Below are 15,857 nucleotides of genomic sequence, written 5' to 3' on the forward strand. Positions count from 1 at the left end.
CCGGCCGAGGCGCCGGCGGCCGTCCACCAAGGCCGGGGTCATCCCCCGCGACCCTCGGACCAACCCCACCAGGAGGTTCGGGAACCGCACCGGGGCGCGGGCCCGAACCTCGGTGTCGCGCCGTCAGGTCCTCCAGCGGGCCGCCTCGACCGCCCAGTAGGTGAGGATGATGTCCGCGCCGGCCCGGTGGATGGACGTGAGGGTCTCGGCGATGGCACGTTCCCGGTCGATCCAGCCGTGTGCCGCGGCGGCCTCCAGCATCGCGTACTCGCCGGAGATCTGGTACGCGGCCACCGGCACGCGCGCGTGGGCGGCGACGGTGTGCAGGACGTCCAGGCAGGTCAGCGCGGGTTTCACCATGACGATGTCCGCGCCCTCGGCCTCGTCCAGGGCGAGTTCGCGCAGCGCCTCGGTGCTGTTGCGGGCGTCCATCTGGTACGCGTTGCGGTTGCCGCCGTGCAGGTCGCACTCGACGGCGTCACGGAACGGGCCGTAGAAGGCCGAGGCGTACTTCGCGGTGTACGCCACGATCGACACCTCCTGGTGCCCGGCCCCGTCCAGGGCCCTGCGGACCGCGCCCACCTGACCGTCCATCATGCCGCTCAGGCCGACACAGTGGACGCCGGCGTCGGCATGCAGCACCGCCATGGCGGCATAGCGTTCCAGCGTGGCGTCGTTGTCCACCCGGCCGTCCGGCGTGAGGACACCGCAGTGGCCGTGGTCGGTGAACTCGTCGAGGCACACATCGCTCATCAGCACCGTCGCGTCCCCGACCTCCGCCGCGGTCTCGCGCAGCGCCCGCTGGAGGATGCCGTCCGGGGCGAGCGCCTGGTAGCCCGTGGCGTCCTTGTGCTCCGGTACGGCGAACAGCATCAGCCCGCCCACCCCGGCGGCCACCGCCTCCCGCGCCGCCTTGCGCAGCGACGGCAGGCTGTGCTGCACCACGCCGGGCATCGAGGCGATCGGGGCGGGCTCGTCGATGCCCTCCTTGACGAACAGCGGAAGCACCAACTGGCCCGGGTGCCAACGGGTTTCGGCGACGAGGTCGCGCAGCGCCGGGGTGCGGCGCAGCCGCCGGGGCCGTTCGACGAGGTGGTGCGCGCCGTCGGCCGTCCCAGGTCGTCCGTTCATCGGTCCTCGCCCCCGTAGCGCCGTACCCGATCGGTTCCGTCCGCGAGCGCGCTCTCCGGTGTCGCTCGCGCGTCGTCGGACGCGTGGTCCTTGCGCAGTACGCGGGCCAGGTCTCGGCCCGCGGCGGCGGCCTCGTGCGGATCGAGGGACGCCGTGGTGCGGCGGAAGGTGCGCCGGGTGCCGTCCAAGGACGTGATGACGGCGCACAGGTCGAGCACCGGCCGCCGGGGAGTTCCGGCGTGCAGGGCGTGGGCGCCGATCGGCGCGCTGCACCCGGCCTCCAGTTCGGCCAGCACCGCCCGTTCGGCCGCCACCGCCGCCCGGCTGGGCCGGTCGTCCAACGCGCCGAGCAGCAGGGCGAGTTCGGTGTCGTCCGCGCGGCACTCAACCGCGAGCGCGCCCTGCGCGGGCGCCGGCACCAGCCGGTCGGTGGCGAACAGTTCGGCCGCCTCGCCGAGCCGGCCCAGCCGGGACAGGCCCGCCGCGGCGAGCACCACCGCGTCCAGGTCTCCGTCGCGCACCCGGCCCAGTCGGGTGTCCACGTTGCCACGCAGCGGCAGCACCACGATCCCGGGGTGCAGCGTGGCCAACTGCCCGGCCCGGCGCGGTGAGCCCGTGCCGACCCGGGCGCCGGAGGGCAGCCGGTGCAGCGGGCGTCCGTCGAAGGTGACCAGGGCGTCACGCGGATCCTCGCGAGCGGGTACGGCGGCCACCACGAGCCCCTCCGGCACGGCGGTGGGCAGGTCCTTGTACGAGTGGACGGCGAAGTCGATCTCACCGGCGAGCAGGGCGGCCCGCACCGCCTGCACGAAGACGCCGGTGCTGCCCATCGTCGTGATGGCCGCTCGGTTGGTGTCGCCCTCGGTGGTGATGCCGACCGTGTCCACCCGGGCGCCGGTGACCCCGCTGAGGTCGTCGGCGAAGGCGGCGGACTGGGCCAGGGCAAGGGCACTGTGCCGGGTGCCCATGCGCAGCGTGCGAGCGGGGCCGTCGCGCGTCACGGTCCGGCCGAAGGTGGCCGGGGTGCCGGCTGTCATGGCGTCTCCCTTCCCGTCGTGGACTCCGGCGGCGGCTGCTGCGCCCCGCCGAACAGGTCGTGCAGGACCGCGACGTAGGCGTGTCCGCCGGGTTGCGCGGCCATCTCGCGGACCCGGACCGTGGGCCGGTGGACGATCTTCTCGGCGATGCGGCGGGCGGTCTGCTCCACCTCACCGCGCTCGTGGTCGGCCAGTTCCGGTGTCCGGCCGAGCAGCCGGGCGACCTCGGCCTGCGCGATGGTCAGCGCGTTCTCGCGCATGGCGACGATGAGCGGAGTCACCTTGGCCAGGTGCGACCCGGAGAGGAAGGCGGCCGTCTCCTCGGCGACGATGCGCTGCGCCTCCCGTACCGGCACCTGGGCCGAGGCCTCCTTCAACCGGGGCTCCAGGGCGGCCAGGTCGACCAGTCGGACGCCGGGCTGCCGGGCCACGGCGGGGTCGACACTGCGCGGCAGCGACAGGTCCACGAAGACGACCGTGTCGCCGCTCCCGTCGGCCCGGGCGGCTCTGACCAGGTCCGCGGTGACGATCGGTTCCCGCGCTCCGGTGGCCGCGACGACGAGGCCGGCGCGGGCGAGCAGCCCCGGCAGGTCGCCCAGTCCGGCGGCGCGCGCCGCGTGGCGCTCGGCGAGCCGGTGGGCGGCCTCGCGGCCGCGGTTGACGACGACGACGTCCTCCGCCCCGGCGCGGCGCAGCGCGGCCACGCTCAGCGCGCCGAGCGCACCGGCGCCGACGACCACGGCAGGGCTGCCGGAGAGGGCGCCGAGGTGGTCGGTCGCCGCGTCCAGCGCGACACCGACCAGGTCGGCGGCGGCCCGGCCGACTCCCGTGGTGCTCTCCACCCGTTTTCCGGTGCGCAGCGCCTGCTGGAACAGGTCGTGCAGCACCGGGCCGGCGGTGTTGCGGCCGACGGCACGACCGTAGGCGGCGCGCGCCTGGCCGCGGATCTGGGACTCGCCCAGCGCCATCGAGTCCAGGCCGCACACGACCCGGAAGAGGTGCCCTACGGCGTCGGGGCCGCGGTGGGTGTAGATGAGGGTGCGGACGTCGTCGGCCAGGACACCGGTGACCTCGCTCAGCGCGCGGACGACCTCGCCGACGGCGCGTTCGGGCTGCTCGGACTCCAGGTAGACCTCGACGCGGTTGCAGGTGGCCAGTACGACGGTCTCGGCCTGGGCGGGGGAGTGGGCCAGCCGGTCGAGCAGCGTGTCGGCCTCGGGTGCCGTCAGTGCGAACCGTTCGAGTACCGACGGCCCGGCGGTGTGGTGGCTCACTCCGGTGACGACGACGGTCATCGCACGGGCCCGCCCGACCTGGCGGCGAGCCAGTCCCGTGGCCGCAGGAACTCGGCGAGACGTTCCTCCTCGCTGCCCGGCTGCGGAGTGACGTCGAAGCTCCAGGACGCCAGCGGCGGCAGCGACATCAGGATGGCCTCGGTGTTGCCCCGGCTCTGCAGCCCGAACTGGGTGCCGCGATCGTGGATGAGGTTGAACTCCACGTACCGTCCGCGGCGCAGCAGTTGCCACTGCCGCTCGCGTTCGCCGTAGGCGGTGTGCGCGCGCTGCCGGACGATCGGCAGGTAGGCGGGGACCAGGGAGTTCAGGCCGCGCTCGACCAACCGGTAGGCACGGTCCCAGCCGTCGGGTCCCTCGGGGTGCAGCCGGTCGAAGAAGATGCCGCCGACGCCTCGGGTCTCCCCCCGGTGGGGCAGGTAGAAGTACTCGTCGCAGCTCTTCTTCGCCTGCGGGTAGAAGTCCGGATCGAATGTGTCGCAGCAGTCCTTGAGGGTCTGGTGGAGGTGCGAGGCGTCCTCCGCGAAACCGTATGAGGGCGTCATGTCGGCGCCGCCGCCGAACCACCAGATCTCCTGACCCTCACCGACCTCGAAGTAGCGGAAGTTCGCGTGGAAGGCGGGCACCCAGGGGTTGCGCGGGTGCAGCACGGTGGACAGGCCGGTGGCGAAGAACCCGGCGTCGGGGTCGATGTCCTGCCGGTCGCTGATCGAGGACGGCACCCGGTCCCCGTGCACCGCCGAGACGTTGACCCCGGCGCGCTCGAACACCGGGCCGCCTTCCGATATCCGGGCCCAGCCGCCCCCGCCGCCGGGCCGTTCCCAGTCCCGCACGGTGAAGCGGGACTCGCCGTCGCACTCCTCGAAGGCCTGGATGAGCGCGGCCTGGGCGTCGAGCATCAGCGCCAGTACCTGGTCGCGATGGGTCGTCATGCGGACACCTTCTTGTCCTTGTCGACTTCCTTGTCCTTGTCGGCTTCCGCGTGCCGGTCGAACGCGTGCACCGTCTCGACGAGGCGCTGTACGTGGTCGACCGGCGTGTCCGGGCGGATGCCGTGGCCGAGGTTGAAGATGTGCGCTCCGCCGAGACCCTCCCGCAGCACGGCACGGGCCCGGTCGGCGAGGGCGTCGGGTCGGGAGACGAGAACGGCCGGGTCGAGGTTGCCCTGGAGCGTCCGGCCGGGCAGCGCCCGGCGGGCCACCGACAGCGGGGTCCGCCAGTCCACCCCGACGACCTCGGCGGGCAGGCCGGCGATCTGGTCGAGCAGGTGGTGCGCGCCCACCGCGAAGTAGATGCGCGGCACCGCGAGGTCGTCGAGGGCGGCCAGCACCCGTCGGGCGTGCGGCAGGCCGAACTCGGCGTAGACGGCGGGGTCGTGGATGCCGGCCCAGCTGTCGAAGAGCTGCACGGTCTGCACACCGGCGGCGATCTGCATCCGCAGATAGTCGATGGTCACGTCGGTGAGCCGGTCGAGCAGCAGACGGGCGGCCTCCGGCTGGGCGTGCAGCCAGACCCGGAAGCCGGCGTGGCCGTCGGCGGAGCCGCCCGCGTCGACCAGGTAGGTGGCCAGGGTCAGCGGTGCTCCGGCGAAGCCGATGAGCGGCACCGGGCACTGCTCGCGTACGGCGCGTACGGCGTCGGCGACGAAGGGCGCGGTGCCCTCGGGACCCGGGACCCGCAGGCGCCGGACGTCGGCGAGGGTGCGCACCGGGTGGGCGACGACCGGACCGGGCGCGAACTCGATCTCCGCTCCCATGTCGGCCAGCGGCGTCATGATGTCGCTGAAAAGTATGGCCGCGTCGAGCGGGAACCGCCGTACGGGCAGCAGCGTGATCTCGGCCGTGACCTCGGGATTTCGGCACATCTCCCAGAAGGTGTACCGCTCTTTGAATGCATTGTATTCGGACAGGTATCGGCCGGCCTGACGCATGATCCAAATAGGCGCCCGCTGGGTGTCCTTACCCGAAGCGGCGTCGAGGAAAATACTCATCCCGAATGCTCAGCCCCCGTTATTTGAGTGTCCTCGGATTTATACCGTAGACAGTCTGTAAGGGGTCTTGTTTGAGTGTCAAGGCCGAGTCTAGGATCACTCGGGATTGGGGGTGGACCGATAAATGGAACACAAGAATCCGAGTCCTACCGGCGTCGTCCTGATGAACCTCGGAGGTCCCCGCACACTGCCCGAAGTCGGCCCGTTTCTACGGGAGCTGTTCGCCGACCGCGAGATCATCCAGCTGCCTGTGCAGTCCGCTCTGGGCCCGCTGATCGCCCGCCTGCGCACCCCGCGTCTGGAGCGGACGTACGCCCGGATCGGCGGCGGCTCCCCGCTGTACGACTGGACGGTCCGGCAGGGTGAGGGGATGGTCAAGCGGCTCGACGTGCTGAGCCCGCAGACCGCTCCGCACCGCTTCTACCTGGCCTTTCGCTATACCGAGCCGAACAGTGAGCAGGCGCTGCGGCAGATGGAGCAGGACGGCGTGCGGCGGGCCGTGGCGTTCTCGCAGTACCCGCAGTACTCCTGCTCCACCACCGGCTCCAGCCTCCATGACCTGTGGGCGTCCGCCCGGCGGCTGGAGATGGCGCAGATGTTCCGCTGGAGCGTCATCGACCGCTGGTCGACGCATCCGGCATATGTGCAGGCCATGGCCGCGAAGGTGCGCGAAGGGCTCGCGGATTTCCCGGAATCGGAGCGGGACGACGTTGTGGTGTTGTTCAGTGCTCATTCTCTTCCGCAGCGGGTGATCAACAAAGGGGATCCCTATCTGCAGGAAGTGGCGGGAACGGTCCGGGATGTCATGCGCGAGCTGGGAGAAAGCTATGAACACGCCCTGTGTTTTCAGGCGGACGTAGGACCCGTGACATGGCAGGGGCCGAATACGGAATCCGTGATTCACGCTCTCGGAAAACAAGGGCGACGCAATGTCCTGATAGTGGGAATCATTTTCACCACGGATCATCTGGACACGCTGTCGGAGATAGACATCGAATTCGCCGAGGCCGCCGAGAAGGCGGGAGTCACCAGATTCCGGCGGGCGCCCGCGCCCAATGACGACCCGCTCTTCCTGGACGGCATGGCCCAGGTGGTGGCCGACCATCTCGCCTCCGAGGCGGTCTGCGGACCGCAGTTCGCGCTGCGCTGTGCGGGCTGCGTCGACCCCGCGTGCCGGGAGATCCTCAACCCGGCCGACGAGGACCGGCGGCCCTCGCCGGACCTGTCGCGGTGAGCGGCGCGCGGGAACACGTCGTCGTCATCGGTGGCGGTGTCACCGGGCTGACCGTCGCCTTCGAACTCCTCACCGGGCGGCCGGGGACGGACGTGACGGTGTTCGAGGCGGAGTCGGCCGCCGGCGGCAAGATCGCCGGCCACCGCGCCGACGGCTACACCGTCGACCTGGGGCCCAACGGCTTCCTGGACAACGGCACCGACACCCGCGCCCTGGCCGACGCCCTCGGCCTCGGCCCCCGGCTCCGGCCGGCCGCGGACGCCGCCCAGGAACGGTACGTGCTGCGCGGCGGGCGGCTGTTGCCCCTGCCGCTCGGCGCGGGCGCCTTCGTCAGGAGCCCGCTGCTCTCGCCGGCGGCCAAGGCCCGGGTCCTGGCCGAACCGCTGATCGGCCGGGCGACCGACGAGGAGACCGTGTACGGCTTCCTGGCGCGGCGGTTCGGGCACCGGACCGCCGAACTCCTCGCGGCGCCCCTGGTCCACGGTGTCACCGCCGGCGACCCGCGGGTCACCAGCCTGGATGCGGCCTTCCCCCGCATCCGGGAACTCGAACGAGGGCGGCGCAGCCTGCTGCTCGCGGCCCTGCGGACCCGGCTGCGCCGGGCCACCGGACGTTTCGGGCCGCCGCCCCGGCTCACCAGTTTCGCCGACGGCGGGATGCGGGTGCTGGTGGACGGCCTGGAACGCCGACTGGGCGACCGGCTGCGGACCGGGCGGCGCGTGACCGGTCTGCAGCGTGATCCCGGGCGGGACGGCGGATGGCTCGTCGGCACGGCGGCCGACGGCCCGGTCCGGGCCGACCACGTCGTGGTCGCCGTACCCGCACCCGCCGCCGCGCGACTGCTGGCGCCGCTGCTGCCGCGTGCCGCGGAGACGCTGGCCGCCGTGCGGTATGCGCCGGTACGGGTGGTGTCCGTCGGCTACCGGCGCCGCGACCTGGCGACCGTACCGCGCGGATTCGGCCATCTGACGGCGTCGACGGAGCCCACCCGGATCCTCGGCGCCGTCTACGGCTCTGTCGTCTTTCCCGACAGCGCACCACCGGACGGGGTCCTGCTGAGGGCCTTCGCGGGAGGTGCCGAGGATCCGGAGTTCACCGCGCTCGCCGCCGACGAGGCCGTCGCCGCGGTGCACCGTGATGTCACCGCGCTGTTCGGCCCGGCGGCCGACCCGGTGTTCCGGCACGACCATGTCTGGCACGAGGGGATCCCGCAGTACGCGCCCGGTCACGGCGACCGCGTGCGCACGGTGCTGACCGAGGCCGCCGGGCTGCCCGGTCTGCACCTGTGCGGCAGCGCCTACCACGGCGTCGCGGTCAACGACTGCGTCCGCGACGCCCGCCGCGCCGCGGGCGAGGTGCTCGCCGCCCTCCGCGCGGCGCCCGGCCCATCCGTATCCGCAGGACAAGGAGACGCACCATGACCGACACGACCCAGGCCCCCACGGCGTCGGAAAACCCGGCCGCCGGTGACGGCGACGCCAAGCGGGAGCAGACCCGGCGGATGCTCCGCGACCGGCTGCGGCGCTACCTGGAACTGGAGGCCGAGCTCGGCCCGAAGGAGGCGACGGAGGTCCTGCTCGACGGCTACCCGGAGCGCCAGGCGGCCCGGATGGGGCCGCTGATCACGGGGTGCTCGCTCGCCGAGGGGTTCGGCAAGGCCCTGCCCCTGTTCGCGGCCATGGGCTTCCTGGAAGAGGCGGTCGACATCTCCACGGACGAGGAGGACGTGGTCATGGAGGTCTGCCGCACCTGCATGTGCCTGACCGCCGCCGAGGAACTCGGGCTCGACGAGCCGCGTCCGATCCTGTGCGAACTCGACTTCGAGGCGACCCGCCGCGCCTTCCCGCACCTGTCGATCGCAGGTCTGCGACAGCAGACCGAGGGGCACCACGCGTGCGTCTTCCGGTACGCGCGCCCGCGCACGTCCGAGGAAGCGGGCCCGGCCGGCAACGGTCAGCCGGACGGCTCCGGGCGCGGCTGACACAGCCCGGACTCGACCAGCAGCAGCAGATCGGCGGCGATGGCGTCGACCGGCGCGTCACCTCTCAGCACCTGTTGCCGGGTGGCCGACAACAGGTGCATGACGAGTTCGGCGTGCCGGTCGGGGTGCACCCGCTCGCTGATCACACCCTCGCGGCGGCCACTGTCCAGCACGTCCGACAGCAGGGCGCGCAACCGGTCCGTGTGCGCCGTCATCCGCTCCCGGATGGCGGGGCTGATGCCGAGCGCCTGCAACTGGAGGGCCGCCGAGCGCCGCTCCGGCTGGGCGAAGTACTCCAGATGGGCCCCCAGGAACGCCTCAAGGCCGGCCCGGGCACCGGTCACCCCGTCCAGGCGCTCACGCAACTGCCCGTAGAACCGGTCGACCTCGTCGCTCACCACCGACAGCAGGGCGTGCTCGACGTCCTTGAAGTAGTTGTACGCCGTGGCCCTGGACACGCCCGCGCGTTCCGCGATCTTCGACATGGTGGTGCCGGCCAGCCCCTTCTCGACCGCGATCTCCACCGCTGCCTCTCCGATGGCCACGCGCAGCCGTTCCTTGTGTACGGCCACCATCCGGCTCCATTCGGAACCGGATCGGTCGGAATTCGCTCCATGTCGGTCGGTCTCCATCACAAACCCTTTGGTCACTGTGTCCAAGCCTTGACGCCTGGCCTAGTATCTGGCACTTCTGTTGGACCACAGAGTAGACCCGGAATGCGGTGGTGCCCGTGCGGAGCGAAGCGGATACAGGGCACACGCCCGGTCGGAAGGCCGAGCAACCGCCCGCGCCCTCCCCGGGCGGCGGCAGGCCCCGCCTGTTGCTGTGGCTCGTGGTCGTCGCCTGGCTCCTGGCGGCGGGTCTGCTGAGCCCCTTCCAGAGCAAGCTGCAGAACGTCACGAGCAACGACGCCGCCGCCTTCCTGCCCGCCTCCGCGCCGTCCGCGCAGGTGTCCCGCCTCCTCGCCCAGCGCTTCCCCGACGGCGACACACTGCCGGCACTCGTGGTCCAGCGGCGGGCCGGCGGACTGACCGCGGCGGACCGCAGGTCCTTGCTCGCCCAGACCGCGCGGCTCGACGCCGTCCCCGGCACCCGGACGCCCACCGCCCCCTTCACCGCCGACGGCCGGCCGGTACCCGGGCTGGTCTCGGCGGACGGCTCGGTCGCCGTGACCGTCGTCCCGGTCACCGCGACCGGCGGTCACCAGGTCCGCGACACCGTCGACGCCGTGCGCGCCGCGCTGAGTCCACCGTCCGGCGTGCGGACTTACGTCTCCGGTCCGGCCGGGATCAGCGCGGACGCCATCGCCGTCTTCAGCGATGTGGACTTCCGGCTGCTGGCGGCGACCGCCGCCCTCGTCCTGCTGCTGCTCCTGTTCGTCTACCGGTCGCCGCTGCTCGCGGTCGTCCCCCTCGTGGTGGTGGGCTTCGCCTACGTGTTGGCCGCCGGGATCGTCTACGCGCTGGCCGCGCACGCCGGGCTGCTGATCAACAGCCAGGCCACCTCCCTGATGCTGATCCTGATGTTCGGCGCGGGCACCGACTACTGCCTGCTGATGACGGCCCGCTACCAGGAGGAACTCGCCGCGGACCCGGCCGCCTGGCCGGCCCTGCGCCGAGCCGTGCGCCGCGTGTGGCCCACGATCTTCTTCAGCGGCCTCACGGTCATGGCCTCGCTGTCCGCGCTGTTCGCCGCCCGGCTCGGCTCCACCCGGGTGCTGGGCCCGGCCGGCCTCATCGGCACCGCCTGTGTCCTGCTGTCCACCTTCACCCTCATGCCCGCGCTGCTGGTGCTCCTCGGACACCGGGCCCTGCTGCGCCGGACCGCCGCATCGTCGCGGCCCGCGACCGGTCCGGTGCGCCGCGCCTGGGAACGCACGGCAGGGGCGGTGCTGCGCCGGCCGTGGTGGGCGACGGCCGCCACCCTGCTGTTCTTCGCCGTGGGCGCGACCGGAGTGAGCCGGGCCGTGGACGACATGAGCCTGCTGCACGCCTTCCGCGAGCCGACCTCGTCCGCCGCCGGGTACCGAGTCCTCACCGACGCCTTCCCGGCCGGCACCGCGGCCCCGCTCACGGTCGTCGTGGAGCGCGCCGACGGTCCGCTGCGTACCGCCGATCTGACCGGCGTGGCCGCCCGGGTGCGTACCGTGCCCGACATCGCCTCGGCCGCCCCACAGCCGGTGCGCTCCACCGACGGACGGGCCGGCCGGCTGCAGGTCGTGCTGGACACCGACCCGTACGACGCCACCGGCCTGGACCGGGTCGCGGGCATCCGCCACGCCCTGTCCTCCGGGCTGCCGTCCGGGGTGCGGGCCGTAGTGGGCGGCGACCCTGCCGTGCAACTGGACACCAAGCAGGCCGCCGACCGCGACCTGCGCGTCCTGGTGCCGCTGATCCTGGCGATCATCATGGTGGTGCTGGTGGCGCTCCTGCGCGCCGTGGTGGCGCCGCTGTACCTCATCGCCACGGTGATCGTGTCCTTCTTCGGCGCCTTCGGGATCTCGCTCTACGTCTTCCGTGACCTGCTGGGGCAGCACGGGGTCAACCCGGTGGAGCCCACCTTCGCGTTCCTCTTCCTGGTCGCCCTCGGCGTCGACTACAACATCTTCCTCATGGCGCGGGTCCGCGAGGACGCCCGCACCCACGACACCCGCACCGCCGTGCGCACCGCCCTGCTCAGCACCGGTTCGGTGATCACCAGCGCGGGCCTCGTCCTGGCTGGCACCTTCTCGATCCTGATGATCCTGCCCCTGGTGATGCTCTTCCAGCTCGGCTTCACCGTGGCGCTGGGCGTACTGCTCGACACGGTCCTGGTGCGGGTGGTCCTCGTACCGGCGATCACGTACCTGCTGGGCGAGAAGGCATGGTGGCCCGCGCGGCGGACGGCACCGACCGCGGCGCCGGCGCCTCCCTCCCCGCTCCGACCGCGAAGGAGCCGACCCCGGCCATGACCGAATCCGAAACCGTCGTCCCGGAGCGCCCCGCCGTTCCCCGCACCGCCTGGACCCGGCTCGCCGTGTGCACGGCGATCGCAGCCCTGCTCCAGGCCGACGGCACCATCGTCACCGTGGCCCTGCCGTCCGTCGGCTCCGCGTTCGGCATCTCCGCGCACACCGCGTCCTGGCTGCTGACCGCCTACTTCGCCGTGTACGCCCTCGGGCTCTTCCCCGGCGGCCGGCTCGTGGACCGGTTGGGTCCCGGCACCGTGGCCCTGGCCGGACTGACCCTGTTCTGCGCGGGCACCCTCGTGGGCGCGCTGGCCGGCTCCTTCGAGGTGCTCGTCGTCTCCCGGGTGCTCCAGGGAGCGGGCGCGGGCCTCGCCAGCCCGGCCGCGCTGGCCGGCGCGGTGGCCGGCTTCCCCGCCGAACGGCGCGGTACCGCACTGGGCATCTGGGGAGCGGCCTCGGGCCTGTCCAACCTGGTGGGCCCGCTCCTGGGCGGGATCCTCACCGAGGCCTGGGGGTGGCGCGCCAACTGGTGGGCGCTGCTGCCGCTGGGCCTGCTGACGGCCCTCTCCGTACTGCGCTGGGTACGACCCGCGGCGGGGCCCGAGCCGCGTGAGCGCGCCGGGGAGGGGCCGGGCGCGCGCCCCTCGACAGCCGCGGTACGGGGAGCCTCCGTGGTCGCCGCCCTCACCTTCGCGACGATGATCGGCACGTTCTTCCTGATCGAGCAGTACCTCCAGGACGCCGTGGGCTACGGCGTCCTGGAGGCCGCGCTCGCCCCCATGGTGCTGGCCCTGTGCATCGGTGCGATGGGTCCGGTCGCCGGGCGGCTCACCGACCGGTTCGGCGAGCGGATGCCCGCGGTCGCCGGGTTCCTCGCCTGTGCCATGGCCTTCGCGGGGTACGCCCTGCCCGGCACACCGCTGCACGGGCCCTGGCTGCTGCCCGGCGGCCTGCTGCTCGGCTCGGGGCTCGGGCTGCTGTTCCCCTCGACGTCCCGGCTGGCGCTGAACTCCGTACCCCAGCGGCTGCACGGCCGTGCGTCGTCGTACCTGTCCTTCGGCCGCCTGGCGGGCGCGGCCTGCGGCGCGGCCCTGGCCGGACTGGCGTTCCGCGACGGAGTGACGCCGGGCCACCTCCGTACGGCGCTCACCGGCGGGCTGCTGCTGGCCGTCCTGGGCGCCGCGCTGGTCCTGCTGTGGTTCCGCCGCCCGACACCGGCCGACGCCACGCCGAACTGACGGCGATCACCCTCGGTTAATATGCTCACTTCATGCCGGAGGCCGGAACCAAGGGGCCGACCCGTGGATTGCAAGGCTGAAGAGTGGGGTGGCCCGACCAGATGCTGAGAGAGGTCACCGCGACCCGCTACATCGAGCCCCTGCGGTCCGGCGGTTCCGTCCCCGGAGTCGTCGAGGCCGACGACCTCGGTACGTACGTCGTGAAGTTCACCGGCTCCGCGCAGGGCCGCAAGGCGCTGGTCGCCGAGGTGATCGTCGGGGAGCTGGCCCGTGCCCTGGGGCTGCGCTTCCCCGAGCTGGTGCTCGTGCACTTCGACCCGGAGATCGCCGACGAGGAGCCCCACCAGGAAGTACGGGACCTGCACGGCGCGAGCGCCGGCCTGAACCTCGGGATGGACTATCTGCCGGGCGCCCAGGACTTCACCCCGGAGGTCGCCGCGCGCTGCACGGTCGACCCGCTGGAGGCCGGGAAGATCGTCTGGCTCGACGCGCTGACCGTCAACGTCGACCGCACGGTGCACAGTTCGAACCTGATGATCTGGCCCACGCTCGGCATCGCACCCCCGCGCCTGTGGCTCATCGACCACGGCGCCGCTCTCGTCTTCCACCACCGCTGGGACGCCGCCGACCCCACGAGGGCCTACGACTTCCGCCACCACGCCCTCGGCCACTACAGCCCCGAAACCCGGGCCGCCGACGCAGAGTTGGCCTCCAAGGTGACCGAGGAACTGCTGCGCCGCATCGCGGCCGAGGTGCCGGACGCCTGGCTGGCCGAAGAACCGGGCTTCGCCACACCCGACGCCGTACGGGAGGCGTACGTCGCCTACCTCCACGCGCGCGTGAAGGCGTCCGCGGCCTGGCTCCCCACCGACTTCCCCAGCCGGGAGGAACGCGCCGCCGAGGATGCCCTCCGCGCGGCGAAGACACAGCAGGGCCGCCCGAGTTGGCTCAAGCGGGTCCCCGACCTGCACGGCAAACCGGCGGCGGAACAGGATTGGTCGGTACACCTCGGATGACGGGAAGACGACTCGGATGACCCAACGAGTTCAGATCGAATACTGCACCCAGTGCCGCTGGCTGCCCCGCGCCGCCTGGCTGGCGCAGGAGCTGTTGACCACCTTCGAGACCGAGTTGACGGAACTGTCCCTGAAGCCCGGCACCGGCGGTGTCTTCGTCGTCCGCGTCAACGACGAGGTCGTGTGGGACCGCCGCGAGCAGGGCTTCCCGGAACCCACGGCCGTGAAGCAGCTCGTACGCGACCGAGTGGCCCCGGACAAGTCCCTGGGCCACTCGGACAAATGACGGTGTGTCAGCCGTTGAGCTGCTCGTACGCCGGCAGGGTCAGGAAGTCCGCGTAGTCGTCGTCCAGCGCGACCTCCAGGAGCAGGTCGTGGGCCTGCTGCCAGTGCCCCGCGGCGAAGGCGTCCGCACCGATCTCGGCGCGGATGTTCTCCAGCTCCTCGGCGGCAACCTTCCTCGCCAGCTCGGGAGTCGCCTTCTCGCCGTTCTCGAACTCGACGCCCGCGTTGATCCACTGCCAGATCTGCGAGCGCGAGATCTCGGCGGTGGCCGCGTCCTCCATCAGGTTGAAGATGGCGACCGCACCGAGCCCGCGCAGCCACGCCTCGATGTAACGGATGCCCACCTGAACGGCGTTGACGAGCCCCGGGTACGTCGGCTTGGCGTGCAGCGAGTCGACGGCGATCAGGTCGGCGGCCTTGACGTCGACGTCCTCGCGCAGCCGGTCCTTCTGGTTCGGCTTCTCGCCGAGCACCGCGTCGAAGGAGGCCATGGCGATCGGCACCAGGTCCGGGTGGGCCACCCAGGAGCCGTCGAAACCGTCCCCGGCCTCACGGTCCTTGTCCGCTTTGACCTTCTCGAACGCGACCTTGTTGACCGCCTCGTCACGACGGGACGGGATGAACGCCGCCATGCCGCCGATCGCGTGCGCCCCGCGCTTGTGGCAGGTACGCACGAGGAGTTCGGTGTACGCCCGCATGAACGGGGCCGTCATCGTCACCGCGTTGCGGTCCGGGAGGACGAACCTGGGCCCGCCGTCACGGAAGTTCTTCACGATGGAGAACAGGTAGTCCCAGCGGCCCGCGTTCAACCCCGAGGCGTGGTCGCGGAGTTCGTAGAGGATCTCCTCCATCTCGTACGCGGCGGTGATCGTCTCGATCAGCACGGTCGCGCGGACGGTGCCCTGCGGGACGCCGACGTAGTCCTGCGCGAAGACGAACACGTCGTTCCACAGCCGGGCTTCGAGGTGCGACTCGGTCTTCGGGAGGTAGAAGTACGGACCCTTGCCGAGGTCCAGCAGCCGCTGCGCGTTGTGGAAGAAGTACAGCCCGAAGTCCACGAAGGCGCCCGGGACTTGCTCGCCGTCGACCAGGAGGTGCCGCTCGTTGAGGTGCCAGCCGCGCGGCCGCATCACCACGGTCGCCAGCTCGTCCTCGGCCTTCAGGGCGTACGACTTACCGGAGTTGGGGTCGGTGAAGTCGATCGCGCGGGTGTAGGCGTCGATCAGGTTGAGCTGGCCCGTGACGACGTTCTCCCAGGTCGGCGCGGAGGCGTCCTCGAAGTCCGCGAGCCAGATCTTCGCGCCCGAGTTGAGGGCGTTGATCGTCATCTTGCGGTCGGTGGGGCCGGTGATCTCGACCCGCCGGTCGTTCAGGGCGGCGGGGGAGGGGGCCACCTTCCAGGAGTCGTCGGCGCGGATCGCGGCGGTCTCCGGGAGGAAGTCGAGGGTGGAGGTGCGGGCGATCTCCGCGCGGCGCTCGGCCCGGCGGGCGAGGAGTCCGGCCCGGCGGGGCGTGAACCGGCGGTGCAGCTCGGCCACGAAGGCGAGGGCCTCGGGAGTGAGGACCTCGTCCTGCCGGGGCAGGGGTTCGGCGTCGACGACGACCGGCGAGGACGGCGCTGGTGCGGACATGAACTGTCACTTCCTTCAGCGAGCGAGGCACCGGGTGCCAGGTGACCCGGGTGGGACGGGGAGCACCCGAGGGGC

General features: G+C 72.2%; 14 protein-coding genes. 7 read left to right on the plus strand and 7 right to left on the minus strand.

What is annotated here, in order from left to right:
* Positions 1–123: 123 nt before the first annotated feature.
* From hemB to hemE, 5 genes are read right to left on the minus strand one after another with little or no spacing between them, the layout of a single operon-like run.
* Positions 124–1,131, minus strand: a complete 1,008-nt coding sequence (hemB, locus tag OG588_RS40300) for a porphobilinogen synthase (protein ID WP_405951550.1) — start codon at positions 1,129–1,131, stop codon at positions 124–126.
* Entirely contained in the window at positions 1,128–2,168 is a 1,041-nt protein-coding gene (gene hemC / locus OG588_RS40305; protein ID WP_405951551.1) for a hydroxymethylbilane synthase, read from the minus strand. Before hemC ends, hemB begins: the two co-directional genes overlap by 4 nt.
* Positions 2,165–3,463: a glutamyl-tRNA reductase gene (locus OG588_RS40310; RefSeq protein WP_405951552.1), complete on the minus strand. Its 1,299-nt coding sequence runs from the start codon at positions 3,461–3,463 to the stop codon at positions 2,165–2,167. The genes hemC and OG588_RS40310 overlap by 4 nt, the downstream gene beginning before the upstream one ends.
* Positions 3,460–4,392: an oxygen-dependent coproporphyrinogen oxidase gene (gene hemF, locus OG588_RS40315; RefSeq protein ID WP_405951553.1), complete on the minus strand. Its 933-nt coding sequence runs from the start codon at positions 4,390–4,392 to the stop codon at positions 3,460–3,462. Before hemF ends, OG588_RS40310 begins: the two co-directional genes overlap by 4 nt.
* Entirely contained in the window at positions 4,389–5,450 is a 1,062-nt protein-coding gene (gene hemE, locus OG588_RS40320) for a uroporphyrinogen decarboxylase (RefSeq protein WP_405951554.1), read from the minus strand. The genes hemF and hemE overlap by 4 nt, the downstream gene beginning before the upstream one ends.
* Before the next feature lie 124 nt (positions 5,451–5,574).
* Here hemE and hemH point away from each other — a divergent pair, with 124 nt between their 5' ends.
* Genes hemH through OG588_RS40335 form a run of 3 tightly spaced genes read left to right on the plus strand, consistent with a single transcriptional unit; the run spans position 5,575 to position 8,665 of the window.
* Positions 5,575–6,684 carry a ferrochelatase gene (gene hemH / locus OG588_RS40325; protein WP_405951555.1) on the plus strand — a complete coding sequence of 370 codons (1,110 nt, stop codon included), beginning with the start codon at positions 5,575–5,577 and terminating at the stop codon, positions 6,682–6,684.
* Entirely contained in the window at positions 6,681–8,105 is a 1,425-nt protein-coding gene (gene hemG / locus OG588_RS40330) for a protoporphyrinogen oxidase (RefSeq protein WP_405951556.1), read from the plus strand. The genes hemH and hemG overlap by 4 nt, the downstream gene beginning before the upstream one ends.
* Positions 8,102–8,665 carry an L-2-amino-thiazoline-4-carboxylic acid hydrolase gene (locus tag OG588_RS40335; RefSeq protein ID WP_405951557.1) on the plus strand — a complete coding sequence of 188 codons (564 nt, stop codon included), beginning with the start codon at positions 8,102–8,104 and terminating at the stop codon, positions 8,663–8,665. The genes hemG and OG588_RS40335 overlap by 4 nt, the downstream gene beginning before the upstream one ends.
* Here OG588_RS40335 and OG588_RS40340 read toward each other — a convergent pair.
* Positions 8,638–9,240, minus strand: coding sequence for a TetR/AcrR family transcriptional regulator (locus OG588_RS40340; RefSeq protein WP_405951558.1), 603 nt, complete (start codon positions 9,238–9,240; stop codon positions 8,638–8,640). The two genes, OG588_RS40335 and OG588_RS40340, sit on opposite strands and share 28 nt — an antisense overlap.
* 155 nt (positions 9,241–9,395) lie before the next feature.
* Here OG588_RS40340 and OG588_RS40345 point away from each other — a divergent pair, with 155 nt between their 5' ends.
* The 4 genes from OG588_RS40345 to OG588_RS40360 all read left to right on the plus strand — a co-directional run bounded on the left by OG588_RS40345 (position 9,396) and on the right by OG588_RS40360 (position 14,152).
* A complete protein-coding gene (locus OG588_RS40345) occupies positions 9,396–11,615 on the plus strand; it encodes an MMPL family transporter (protein ID WP_405951559.1) in 2,220 nt (739 codons plus the stop codon).
* Complete coding sequence (locus tag OG588_RS40350; RefSeq protein WP_405951560.1) at positions 11,612–12,850, plus strand: MFS transporter; 1,239 nt, start codon at positions 11,612–11,614, stop codon at positions 12,848–12,850. The genes OG588_RS40345 and OG588_RS40350 overlap by 4 nt, the downstream gene beginning before the upstream one ends.
* Before the next feature lie 101 nt (positions 12,851–12,951).
* A complete protein-coding gene (locus OG588_RS40355; protein ID WP_405951561.1) occupies positions 12,952–13,866 on the plus strand; it encodes a HipA family kinase in 915 nt (304 codons plus the stop codon).
* Between the two features lie 16 nt (positions 13,867–13,882).
* On the plus strand, positions 13,883–14,152 hold the full coding sequence (locus OG588_RS40360) for a SelT/SelW/SelH family protein (RefSeq protein ID WP_393030494.1): 270 nt from the start codon (positions 13,883–13,885) through the stop codon (positions 14,150–14,152).
* 7 nt (positions 14,153–14,159) lie between these two features.
* Here the strand turns inward: OG588_RS40360 and aceB are convergent, their stop codons facing one another.
* Positions 14,160–15,782, minus strand: coding sequence for a malate synthase A (aceB, locus tag OG588_RS40365; RefSeq protein ID WP_405951562.1), 1,623 nt, complete (start codon positions 15,780–15,782; stop codon positions 14,160–14,162).
* Between the last annotated feature and the right edge of the window lie 75 nt (positions 15,783–15,857).

The organism is Streptomyces prunicolor (genome assembly GCF_045162825.1).
Taxonomy (GTDB): domain Bacteria; phylum Actinomycetota; class Actinomycetes; order Streptomycetales; family Streptomycetaceae; genus Streptomyces; species Streptomyces prunicolor.